An 11,917-nucleotide genomic window follows, 5' to 3' on the forward strand; every position below is an offset into this window, starting at 1 on the left:
CTCTTCAGCCGTCAGGGCCCTCCCGCGTCGCACGGGTTCTACTCGGCGGCCACCACGGTGACTTCACCGATTCCGAGGGCCCTGACCGGCTCCGCGATCTGCGCCGCGTCGCCCACCAGGACGGTCACCAGACGGTCCGTCGGGAAGGCGCTCACGGCCGCCGCGGTGGCCTCCACGGTGCCGGTGGCGGCCAGTTGCCGGTAGAGCGTCGCCTGATAGTCGTCCGGCAGGTGCTGCTCGACCTGGTCCGCGAGCGTGCTCGCGACCGCCGCGGCCGTCTCGAACTTGAGGGGCGCGACACCCACCAGGTTCTGCACGGCGACGTCGCGCTCCGCGTCGGTCAGACCCTCGGCCGCGAGGGTGCGCAGCACCGTCCACAGGTCGTCGAGCGCAGGACCGGTGTTGGGGGTGTCGACCGAGCCGCTGATGGCGAGCATCGCGGCTCCCGTGCCGTCCGGCGCGGAGCGCAGGACCTGTCCGAACGCCCGCACGCCGTAGGTGTAGCCCTTCTCCTCGCGCAGGACGCGGTCCAGGCGCGAGGTGAGGGTGCCGCCGAGGCAGTAGGTGCCGAGGACCTGCGCGGGCCACACGCGGTCGTGCCGGTCGGCGCCGACCCGGCCGATGAGCAGCTGCGTCTGGACGGCGCCGGGGCGGTCGACGATGATCACGCGGCCGGTGTCGTCGGCGCTCACCGGCGGCACGGGGCGCGGCTGGGCGGCCGAGCCGGTCCAGGAGCCGAGCGTGTCGGCGAGCAGTTCGTCGAGATCGACATCGGTCAGGTCACCGACGACGACGGCAGTGGCCGTGACGGGGCGCACGTGCCTCTCGTAGAACGCGCGAACGGCCGACGAGTCGATGTTCTGGACGGTCTCCTCGGTGCCCTGCCGCGGGCGCGCCATGCGCGCGCTCGCCGGGAACAGCTCCTTGGAGAGCTCTTTGGCGGCACGGCGGGCGGGATTGGCCGTCTCGTGCGGGATCTCGTCCAGCCGGTTGGTCACCAGCCGCTCGACCTCGCTGTCCGCGAACGCGGGGGCCCGCAGGGCGTCGGCGAGCAGGCCGAGGGCCTTGGCCAGGCGCGAGACGGGCACTTCGAGGGACAGGCGCACACCGGGGTGGTCGGCGTGCGCGTCGAGCGTGGCGCCGCAGCGCTCCAGTTCGGCGGCGAAGTCCTCGGCCGAGTGCTTGTCGGTGCCCTCGGAGAAGGCGCGCGCCATGATCGTGGCGATGCCGTCCAGGCCCGCCGGCTCGGCGTCCAGCGGCGCGTCGAGGTTCACCTCGACGGCCACGACCTGCTGGCCGGGGCGATGGCAGCGCAGCACGGTCAGACCGTTGTCCAGGGTGCCCCGCTCGGGGGCGGGAAACGCCCACGGCTTCGGCTGGCCGGCCTGGGGCTGCGGGTGGAAGTCCATGGTGGCGAGCTCGGTCACTTCGCCGCCTCCTCGTCGGTCTCGTCGGCGGAGTCAGCCGCGTCGGCTGCTTCGGCGGTGGTCGGCTCGTAGACGAGCACCGCGCGGTTGTCGGGGCGCAGGCGGGCCTTGGCGGCCTCCCGGACCTCCTCCGCCGTGACGTCGAGGACGCGCTGCACGGCGGTCAGGGCGAGCTGCGGGTCCCCGAACAGGACGGCGTACCGGCACAGTTCGTCGGCGCGGCCCGCCACGGTGCCGAGCCGGTCGAGCCATTCGCGCTCCAACTGGGCCTGGGCGCGCTCCATCTCACCGGCCGTGGGGCCCTCCTCGGCGAACCGGGCGAGCTCCTCGTCGACGGCGGCCTCGATGACCGGGACCTCGACGTCGCCGGACGTCTTCACGTCCAGCCACCCCAGGGAGGGCGCTCCGGCGAGCCGCAGCAGGCCGAACCCGGCCGCGACGGCGGTGCGGTCACGGCGTACGAGCCGGTTGTAGAGCCGGGAGGACTCGCCGCCGCCGAGGACGGTGAGCGCCAGGTCGGCCGCGTCGCACGCGCGCGTGCCGTCCTCCGGGAGCCGGTAGGCGGCCATCAGGGCGCGCGCCGGTACGTCCTCCTCGACGACCTCGCGCACCTGCTCGCCGATGACGTCGGGAAGCGAGCCGTCCCGTGGGGCGGGCTTGCCGTCGTGCCCGGGGATGGAGCCGAAGTACTTCTCGACCCAGGCGAGCGTCTGCTCCGGGTCGATGTCGCCGACGACCGACAGGACCGCGTTGTTGGGCGCGTAATTGGTGCGGAAGAACGCGCGGGCGTCCTCCAGGGTGGCCGCGTCCAGGTCCGCCATCGACCCGATCGGGGTGTGGTGGTACGGGTGGCCCTCGGGGTACGAGAGCGCGGTGAGCTTCTCGAAGGCGGTGCCGTACGGCACGTTGTCGTAACGCTGCCGGCGCTCGTTCTTCACGACGTCGCGCTGGTTCTCCATGGACTCGTCGTCCAGTGCCGCAAGCAGCGAGCCCATGCGGTCGGCCTCCAGCCAGAGGGCGAGCTCCAGCTGGTGGGTGGGCATGGTCTCGAAGTAGTTGGTGCGCTCGAAGCTCGTCGTGCCGTTGAGGGAGCCGCCGGCGCCCTGGACGAGTTCGAAGTGACCGTTGCCGTGGACCTGCTTGGAGCCCTGGAACATCAGGTGCTCGAAGAGGTGGGCGAGACCGGTCCGGCCCTTGACCTCGTGGCGCGAGCCGACGTCGTACCAGAGGCACACCGCGGCGACCGGGGTCAGATGGTCCTCGGAGAGCACCACGCGCAGGCCGTTGGCCAGGCGGTGCTCGGTCGCTGTCAGGCCGCCGGAGCCTGCCTCAGCTGTGGCCGTGTGACCCATGGGCATGTACGTCCCTTCGATCGCGGAACTACGTCATTCCTGTCGGTCCTGCCACTGTATGCAAGCGCGCGGACGGCTGGCGAAGTTCCCGCACCTCGTACGCCGAGAGCGAGACTTGTGCGTGTCTCCGGCGCGCCTGGGGAAGCCCACCGAGAACGGCCGCGAACGCGCTCGGGGCCGCCGGGCACCGGGCCGGACGGCCGTCCGGGAGCGGTCCCCGCGAGGCCCGCGCAGCGCGCCGCAGGAGCGCTACGGACGGGTCGCGGTCGGCGTTGTCAGTGGGGCGGTCCACAATGGTGCGCGTCAGAACCCGTTCATGCCCCGGCAGAGACTGTGAAGGAGCCGCAGCAGCGATGGCCCGCCGCAGCACGAAGACCCCGCCGCCCGACGACTCGTACGAGGAGAAGATCCTCGACATCGACGTCGTGGACGAGATGCAGGGCTCCTTCCTCGAATACGCGTACTCGGTCATCTACTCGCGAGCCCTGCCGGACGCCCGCGACGGCCTGAAGCCGGTTCACCGTCGCATCGTCTACCAGATGAACGAGATGGGCCTGCGTCCCGACCGCGGCTATGTGAAGTGCGCCCGTGTCGTCGGCGAGGTCATGGGTAAACTGCACCCGCACGGCGACGCGTCGATCTACGACGCGCTGGTGCGTCTGGCGCAGCCCTTCTCCATGCGTCTGCCCCTGGTCGACGGCCACGGGAACTTCGGTTCGCTCGGCAACGACGACCCGCCGGCCGCGATGCGCTACACCGAGGCCCGTATGGCCGACGCGACGTCGTTGATGACCGAGTCGATCGACGAGGACACCGTCGACTTCTCGCCCAACTACGACGGCCAGGAGCGGGAGCCGGTGGCCCTTCCGGCCGCCTTCCCGAACCTGCTGGTCAACGGCGCGTCGGGTATCGCCGTCGGCATGGCCACGAACATGCCGCCGCACAACCTCGGCGAGGTCATCGCCGCCGCCCGGCACCTCATCCGGTATCCGGGCGCCGACCTCGAGACGCTGATGAAGCACGTCCCGGGCCCCGACCTGCCCACCGGCGGCCGGATCGTCGGTCTCTCCGGGATCAGGGACGCGTACGAGTCGGGCCGCGGCACCTTCAAGATCCGCGCCACGGTGTCGGTCGAGGACGTCACGGCGCGCCGCAAGGGCCTCGTCGTCACGGAACTGCCCTTCACCGTCGGTCCGGAGAAGGTGATCTCCAAGATCAAGGACCTGGTCGGCTCGAAGAAGCTGCAGGGCATCGCCGACGTCAAGGACCTCACCGACCGCGCGCACGGCCTGCGCCTGGTCATCGAGATCAAGAACGGCTTCGTGCCGGAGGCGGTCCTCGAACAGCTCTACAAGCTGACGCCGATGGAGGAGTCCTTCGGCATCAACAACGTGGCACTGGTGGACGGTCAGCCGCTCACCCTGGGCCTCAAGGAGCTGCTGGAGGTCTATCTCGACCACCGCTTCGACGTCGTACGCCGCCGCAGCGAGTTCCGCCGCACCAAGAAGCGCGACCGGCTGCACCTGGTCGAAGGCCTCCTCGTCGCTCTCCTGGACATCGACGAGGTCATCCGCCTCATCCGCTCCAGCGACAACTCGGCGCAGGCCAAGGAACGCCTGATCGAGCACTTCTCGCTCTCCGAGATCCAGACGCAGTACATCCTGGACACGCCGCTGCGCCGGCTCACCCGGTTCGACCGCATCGAGCTGGAGTCGGAGCGCGACCGCCTCAACGGCGAGATCGACGAGCTGACCGGCATCCTGGACTCGGACTCGGAGCTGCGCAAGCTGGTCTCCGGTGAACTGGCCGCGGTGGCCAAGAAGTTCGGCACCGACCGGCGCACGGTTCTCCTGGAGTCCGCGGGCGCTCCCGCCGCGACCGTCTCGCTCCAGGTCGCCGACGACCCGTGCCGCGTCCTGCTGTCCTCCACGGGGCTGCTGGCGCGTACGGCGACCGGTGACCCCTTCGGGGAGGACCCGGACGGCAAGCGCACCAAGCACGACGTGATCGTCTCAGCGGTGCCCGCGACGGCACGCGGCGAGATCGGTGTGGTCACGTCCCTGGGCCGCCTTCTGCGCCTGAACGTGATCGACCTGCCGCAGCTACCCGAGACGGCGTCGGCGCCCAATCTCTCCGGGGGCGCTCCGATCACGGAGTTCCTGTCCTCCCTCGATCCGGACGAGACGGTGATCTGTCTGACGACGCTCGACGAGACGTCGCCAGGCCTCGCGATCGGCACGGAGCAGGGTGTCGTCAAGCGTGTGGTGCCCGACTACCCCTCGAACAAGGAGGAGTTGGAGGTCATCACCCTCAAGGACGGCGACCGGATCGTCGGCGCCATCGAGCTGCGCACCGGCGAGGAGGACCTGGTCTTCATCACGGACGACGCCCAGCTCCTGCGCTACCAGGCCTCGCAGGTACGCCCGCAGGGCCGTGCCGCGGGCGGTATGGCGGGCATCAAGCTGACGGACGGCGCGAAGGTGATCTCGTTCACCGCGGTCGACCCGGCGGTCGACGCGGTGGTCTTCACGGTGGCTGGTTCACGCGGAACGCTGGACGACTCCGTCCAGACCACGGCGAAGCTGACTCCCTTCGACCAGTATCCGCGCAAGGGCCGTGCCACCGGCGGTGTGCGCTGCCAGCGGTTCCTGAAGGGCGAGGACTGCCTGTCGCTGGCCTGGGCCGGCCCGGTGCCGGGACACGCGGCGCAGAAGACCGGCATGCCCGTCGACCTGCCGGAGATCGACCCGCGCCGTGACGGCTCGGGCATCTCGCTCGGCAAGCCGGTGTCGGTGGTGGCCGGCCCGGTGTAGTGCGCGGTCAGCCCTCCGGGCTGGGCTCCTGTACGTAGCGGAGGACGCCCCACATGCTGTGTTCATCGGCATGCGGGGCGTCCTCTTTACATGCCTCCAGCTCCTTGGCCAGCGCCACCGTGTCGATCCCGGAGCCGATGAGGACGAGCTGGGTGAGCCGCTCGTCCTCGTCGGTCCAGGGCTCCGGATAGAAGCGCAGGAACCGCCCGACGGCATGCACGGCGTACCGGTTGCGGATGTCCTGGACGCCGAAGTCGACGTACCCCTTGATCCGGTAGAGCCCCTCGGGCCGACTGTCGAGGAAAGCCATCAGCTGCCGTGGCCCCAGAGGCGCTGCGGAGCTGAAGGAGAGGGACTCGTAGGCGGAGTGGAGATGACCGAGGTGGCCGTGATCCTCATGGCCGCCCTCTCCCGGACCGTCCGCCCCGCCGTCGCCCTCGTCGTGCCGGTGGAGATCGTCGAAGGACAGCTGTTCGATGCGCTCCTCGCTGGGCCTGCAGTCGAAGAGGAACTCCGGATCGACCCGGCCGTAGGTGGCGGGGACGACCGCGGCACGGTCGGCGAGTTCCCGGACGACACCCAGTACGCGTCCGGCGTCCTCGGCCCGGTCGGTCTTGTTGACGACGACGAGATCGGCGAGAGCGAGATGCCGGTCGATCTCGGGGTGTCTCTCGCGCGTGCCGGCGAACTCGGCGGCGTCGACGACCTCGACGAGCCCGCCGTACACGATCCCGGGGTGCTCGCTGGCGAGCACCATGCGTACGAGTTCCTGGGGCTCGGCGAGCCCGCTCGCCTCGATGACGATGACGTCGATCCGGGCGGAGGGCTGAGCGAGCCGGTCCAGATATTGATCCAGTTCACTGACATCGACCGCACAGCACAGACACCCGTTGCCGAGCGAGACGGTGGAGTCGCCGAGCGCTCCGGCCACGGCCATAGCGTCGATCTCGATCGCGCCGAAGTCGTTGACGACGGCTCCGATGCGACTGCCACCGCTGCGGTGCAGGAGATGGTTGAGCAGTGTGGTCTTGCCGGAACCCAGGAAGCCGGCGAGAACGACGACCGGGATCTGGCGGGTACTCGACCGACTCACCACGCGCCCTCTCTGAAGCTGTGCGTACACCGGCTCACGGGACCGGCGCTCACACGGGGAATGAATGCCGACCCAGCATACGAGTGGGGGGAATCGCCCCGAAGTGAACGATTGTTAGCGGCGCTCGCGGGGCACACGTTGGACATGGCGCCGGTGGATGAGACCCGCACATCCCTCCGTGCGCCTCCTCTCCGCCTCCCCGCCGATCAGAGCCGCTCGGCAACACTGGGAGACGGCAAGCGCGCCGCCCACCGCTCGCCGGTCCGCTCCCTGTCGCCCCACAACCGACGACCGGCGGACGGTCGCCTGATTCGGGGGTTGACATGACCACACAGAACCATGGGGCGCGGAGGCTGAGTTCTGCCGCGACGGCAGGACTCGCGTTCGCGGTAGGGGTCCTCGCGGTCCTGCTCGCTCAGCAGCGCCGGTTCGAGGCACTTCGCCTGCGCGTCGCGCAGGTCGAGCAGGCCGACGACCGGAACACGCGGCTGGCGGAACAGCAACGCTTTCAGGCCTACCTCCTCGACAAAGCGCTGAACGATCCGGATCTCGCCGAGGTCCTGAGCACCATCAACGAAGTGGACCCGACCAGGCGGCGCCAGTACCTCTTCGCCAACGCCATCTACACCAACATCCTGCGGGCCTACCGGGCCGGGGACCTCACCTGGGACGAACTGCACGGACACCTTCGAGTGATCTGCCAGAGCGCGATCTTTCGCGACTACTGGGACGCGACACGCCACCATCGGGCGAGCCTTCAAACAGCGTCACAGGAGGCGCGGGTGGGCCGAATGATGGACACACTCATCCGCGATTTGGATGAATCGGATACGGAAGAGTGGTGGGTCGTCGGCGAGTCACCCCCGGAACAGGACTAACATCCGGCCCAACAAGCATCCCCAGTAGCCCAGTTGGCTCACGAGTGCGATAATCTAACTGGGTAAACTTTCGGCTACTGTAATCCCTGTTTTCACTGTCTAAACCTGAGGACCGGGATCCAGTTGAAGATCGTGCGCCGCATCGGCGCATCTCCACGCGAACGAGGCAGCGTGACGGGCGAGACATGCCCTGACATCTTCGAGCTGAGCGACGGGAATTTCGCCGTTATCGGCACAGAAGCGACAGCGGCGCTCGACGACCAGCTCCCTCACGACGCGGCACGCGCGGACTACGAGCGCATCGTGATCATCAGCAGGGAAACCCTCCTCCGCGCGAAGAGGGACATTCCCGAGAAGTGAAGCGGCCACCGGGCTGAGACAGGAAACGCCCGCAGTCCGTCGAGATCAGTCGGTCACCCCGGCCCATCTCCGGAGGGCGCACATTTTCCCGGCCCGCCCCATAACCACCCACACGCCCGGCGCGGCATCCCTGCCGCCGGAGCCCGAGCAACGCCGGCGCTCACTCCGCACCGAACCGCTCGACAGAAACCTCCTGAGGTCCAGCCCCGATCGGTGCTGGACCTCTCGTCTGAGCCCGCCGCGGTCGCCGGTCCCGTCACGCGATGCCGCGCACGAACTCCAGACGGACTACGGCCGACCTAGACGGAGACCCTTGGCACCGCCACCGGCGCCTCCGGACCCACATAGCGAGCCGCCGGGCGGATGATCTTCGTGTCCTCCGCCTGTTCCATGATGTTCGCGCTCCAGCCGACCACGCGGGCGGCGGCGAAGGTGGGCGTGAACATCTCTCGGGGCAGCCCACAGAGTTCCATGACCACACCGGCGTAGAACTCCACGTTGGTGTGCAGCTCGCGGCCCGGCTTGAGTTCGGCCAGGATCGCTTCCACCTGTCGCTCCACCTCGACCGCGAACTCCACGAGCGGGCCACCGAACTCCTGAGCCATCCCTCGGAGCATCCGCGAGCGTGGGTCCTCCGTGCGGTAGACAGGGTGCCCGAAGCCCATGATGCGCTCGCCGGCGAGGACACGTTCGCGAATCCAGGGGTCGATGCGGTCGGGCGTCCCGATCGCGTCGAGGGTGTCCAGCGCGCGGCTGGGAGCGCCTCCATGGAGAGGACCGGAGAGAGCCCCGACCGCGCCCACTAGGCAGGCCGCCACATCCGCGCCGGTGGAAGCGATCACCCGCGCCGTGAATGTTGATGCATTGAATCCGTGGTCAATGGTTGAGATGAGGTATTGCTCGACCGCTCGAGCACGGGCTGCGTCCGGCTCCGAACCCGTCAACATGTACAGGTAGTTGGCGGCGTATCCCAGGTCCTCGCGCGGCTCCACCGGGTCCAGTCCCTGCCCGATCCGGTACAGCGCGGTGAGCAGTGTCGGCACGGCCGCCGTCGCCGCGAGGCCGTCGTCGCGGCGCCGCCCGGCGTCGATGTCGTACACCGGCCGGAAGCCCAGGGAGGCCCCGAGCAGCGACAACGCGGTGCGCAGCCCGGCGAGGGGGCCAGACGGTCCGGTTGCTCTCGCGATCGCGGGCAGCGCGTCGCGCACGTCGTCCGGCAGCCTGCGCAGCCGCGCGGTCCTCGCGGTGAAGGCGGCACGGCGGTCCTCGTCGGGCAGCTCACCGTGGACCAACAGATGCCAGACCTCCTCGAAGCCGCAGGCCTGCGCGAGGTCGACGGCCGAGTACTGGCGGTAGTGGTAGAAGCCCTCCAACCCCCTGACGTCACCCAGTTCGGTATCGGTGACGACGACGCCGGCGAGACCTCGCGGAACATCGGCAGGTACGACGGCAGAGGTGGACGCGGCTTGGTTGATCGGCATGTTTCCTCCCTGGACTTGATTCGACTGTCCATGCTTGACTCAATAACTGTCAATATTGATTCAATCAATATGCCGATCCACAGATACGGTGGCGCTCATGAGGGATCGAGAAGCGGCAGTACCTGCGCACGAGGGCCGGCGGCTCAGCACCAAGGAGACCGCCGAACTGCTCGGCGTGAAGCCGGAGACCGTGTACGCGTATGTGAGCCGGGGTCAGCTCAGCAGCAGGCGGGAGCCGGGAGGGCGCGGGAGCACGTTCGACACCAAGGAGGTCGAGGCCCTTGCGCGGCGCAACAGACGGGAAGGCGGCGGCAGTTCGAGCAGTGGCGGCGAGCTCTCCGTCCGCACTCGCATCACGTTGATCGACAAGGACCGGTATTACTTCCGGGGTGTCGACGCGACGGAACTGGCCGCACGGTACTCCTACGAGGAGATCGCCGAATGGCTGTGGACCGGTGAACTGCGCCCCGGCGTCACGTTCACGGCCCCAGAGACAGCCGTGACCGCCGCCCGGCGCGGCGTCGAAGCGCTGCCCGAGCACAGCGGCCCGACCGACCGGCTGCGCGTCGCGGCGATCGCAGCGGCGGCTGCCGACCCGCTGCGCTTCGACCTCTCCGAGAACGCCGTGCTCGGCACCGGACGCACCCTCATTCCCACCCTCGTCGCCGCGCTTCCGACCATGCGGCACGACCACCGCGACGAAGGCCCGCTGGCCCGTCGGCTGTGGGCACGGCTCAGCGGACGCGCACCCGACGACGCGTCCGTGCGGGTGCTGGACACGGCACTCGGGCTGCTCGTCGACCACGACCTGGCAGCCTCGACGCTGGCGGTCCGGGTAGCGGCATCGGCCCGCGCCCACCCGTACGCGGCCGTGTCGGCGGGCCTCGGCGTCCTCGAAGGGCCCCTGCACGGGGCGGCCAGCGGGCTCGCGCACCGACTGCTGCTGGACGTCCTGGACCAGGGAACCGCCGCTCCCGTGGTCGCCGACGAACTGCGCGCCGGGCGCCGTGTCCCCGGACTCGGCCATCGGCTCTACCCCGGCGAAGACCCACGTGCGCGCGCCCTGTTCGCCCTCCTGGAAGAGGTCCCCGGCGCGGCCCCCGCACTGGAGGCGGCCCATGACGTGGTGACCACCACGGCCCGGCACACCCCTCTGCACGCCAATGTCGATCTGGCGCTGGCCGTCTTCACCGTCTCGTCCGGGATGCCGGCCTCTGCGGGAGAGACCATCTTCGCTGTCTCCCGGACGGCCGGCTGGATCGCCCACACCCTGGAGGAGTACGCGGAGCGCCCGTTGCGCATGCGACCGAGCGGCCACTACGTGGGTGAGCGGCCGCCCCAGCCACTTCCCCGCCGGAGCTAGACGGCGCTCACTCGGCGCGCAGGGAGGACCTGTGCGCGCCCTCCGAGCGCTGTCTCCATCCCTGCGCTTCCATACGCCCCGCCACGCGCCCGGACCACCCCTGGCGCGCCCCCTGTGGACGGCGGGAAGTCACCCCGGGCGAAGTCAGGTTAGGCTCACCTCTGTGAGTACGTGCACGACCGCGTCGCGGCAGCTCGACGAGCCCATTTCCGGGACCGCGGCCACTGCGAGGACATGGCTGCTCATCGAGCAGCCCGGCCCCTGGGGTGCCAAGGCGCTCACTTCGAGCCACCTGGATCCCACGGTCGGCCGCGCCCTCGAAGCGGCCGCGCAGGGCACAGGGGTACGGATCGCCCTGATCCGGCGTCCCGGGCGCCATGCCGACTGCGACTCTCTCGCCGAACGGCATGTGTACGTGGCCCACACCACCCCGGGAAACGTATGGCTGCACAGCGCCATGACGCGCGACCCCGGACACCTGCTCGACCTCGACTTCGCCGCGCTCGGCGCGGGCGATCCGCGCTCCTTCGAAGAGGTCCTCCAAGGGCGGCCCCATACCGGCGATCCGCTGGCCCTCGTCTGCACCAACGGCAAGCGCGACCGCTGCTGCGCCCTGCTCGGACGCCCGCTGGCGGCGGAACTGGCAGCCTCCGGCGTCGGCGGCACCTGGGAGGTCACTCATCTGGGAGGTCATCGCTTCTCCCCCACCGTGCTGATCCTGCCGTACGGGTACGCGTACGGCCGTGCCGAGGCCCATGCCGTCAAGGAGGTCCTCCAGGGCGTCCGGGAGGGCCGGGTCGTCACCGAGGGGTGTCGCGGGAACTCCGCCTGGGAACGCCCTGGCCAGGCGGCCGAGCTGGCCGTACGGACGGCGTCGGGGGAGCACGCCGCCGATGTCCTGACGGTGATCCGCACGGACGGCACCGCGCCGCGCTGGGAGGTGACCGTCGCCCACTCCGACGGCCGCCTGTGGCGGGTCGTCGTGGCGCGGGGCGCCTCTCTGCCGCCCCGCCCGGAGAGCTGCGGCTCGGCACTCGGTTCACCGGCGCGGATGGACGTGGTGGCTGTACGGCAACTGGAGGAGACGGCTGTCGCCGTGGCCTGCTGACGGCCCGGGCCCCGAGTTCGACGGGGCCGGGGTGCGACGCAC

9 protein-coding genes are annotated in these 11,917 nt (G+C 69.9%); 5 read left to right on the plus strand and 4 right to left on the minus strand.

Going from position 1 to position 11,917, the window contains the following annotated elements:
- Window positions 1-38: 38 nt before the first annotated feature.
- Together OG780_RS11270 and OG780_RS11275 are read right to left on the minus strand one after the other, a co-directional pair.
- A complete protein-coding gene (locus tag OG780_RS11270) occupies window positions 39-1,427 on the minus strand; it encodes a M16 family metallopeptidase (RefSeq protein ID WP_328447194.1) in 1,389 nt (462 codons plus the stop codon).
- Window positions 1,424-2,779 carry a M16 family metallopeptidase gene (locus tag OG780_RS11275; protein ID WP_328458052.1) on the minus strand — a complete coding sequence of 452 codons (1,356 nt, stop codon included), beginning with the start codon at window positions 2,777-2,779 and terminating at the stop codon, window positions 1,424-1,426. Before OG780_RS11275 ends, OG780_RS11270 begins: the two co-directional genes overlap by 4 nt.
- Before the next feature lie 353 nt (window positions 2,780-3,132).
- Here OG780_RS11275 and OG780_RS11280 point away from each other — a divergent pair, with 353 nt between their 5' ends.
- Complete coding sequence (locus OG780_RS11280; RefSeq protein WP_328447196.1) at window positions 3,133-5,592, plus strand: DNA gyrase/topoisomerase IV subunit A; 2,460 nt, start codon at window positions 3,133-3,135, stop codon at window positions 5,590-5,592.
- Between the two features lie 7 nt (window positions 5,593-5,599).
- Here OG780_RS11280 and OG780_RS11285 read toward each other — a convergent pair whose 3' ends face one another.
- Window positions 5,600-6,685: a CobW family GTP-binding protein gene (locus tag OG780_RS11285; protein WP_328447198.1), complete on the minus strand. Its 1,086-nt coding sequence runs from the start codon at window positions 6,683-6,685 to the stop codon at window positions 5,600-5,602.
- A gap of 323 nt (window positions 6,686-7,008) precedes the next feature.
- Here OG780_RS11285 and OG780_RS11290 point away from each other — a divergent pair, with 323 nt between their 5' ends.
- Together OG780_RS11290 and OG780_RS11295 are read left to right on the plus strand one after the other, a co-directional pair.
- Complete coding sequence (locus OG780_RS11290; RefSeq protein ID WP_328447200.1) at window positions 7,009-7,563, plus strand: DUF6082 family protein; 555 nt, start codon at window positions 7,009-7,011, stop codon at window positions 7,561-7,563.
- A gap of 123 nt (window positions 7,564-7,686) precedes the next feature.
- Window positions 7,687-7,923, plus strand: a complete 237-nt coding sequence (locus tag OG780_RS11295) for a hypothetical protein (protein WP_326785064.1) — start codon at window positions 7,687-7,689, stop codon at window positions 7,921-7,923.
- Between the two features lie 299 nt (window positions 7,924-8,222).
- Here OG780_RS11295 and OG780_RS11300 read toward each other — a convergent pair whose 3' ends face one another.
- Entirely contained in the window at window positions 8,223-9,404 is a 1,182-nt protein-coding gene (locus OG780_RS11300; RefSeq protein WP_328447203.1) for a citrate synthase/methylcitrate synthase, read from the minus strand.
- Window positions 9,405-9,501: 97 nt separating this feature from the next.
- Here OG780_RS11300 and OG780_RS11305 point away from each other — a divergent pair, with 97 nt between their 5' ends.
- Window positions 9,502-10,767, plus strand: a complete 1,266-nt coding sequence (locus tag OG780_RS11305) for a citrate synthase (RefSeq protein ID WP_328447205.1) — start codon at window positions 9,502-9,504, stop codon at window positions 10,765-10,767.
- Window positions 10,768-10,930: 163 nt separating this feature from the next.
- Window positions 10,931-11,875, plus strand: a complete 945-nt coding sequence (locus OG780_RS11310; RefSeq protein ID WP_328447207.1) for a sucrase ferredoxin — start codon at window positions 10,931-10,933, stop codon at window positions 11,873-11,875.
- The last annotated feature ends 42 nt before the right edge of the window (window positions 11,876-11,917 follow it).

Origin of the sequence: Streptomyces sp. NBC_00386, assembly GCF_036063235.1 — a bacterium.
Lineage (GTDB): Bacteria > Actinomycetota > Actinomycetes > Streptomycetales > Streptomycetaceae > Streptomyces.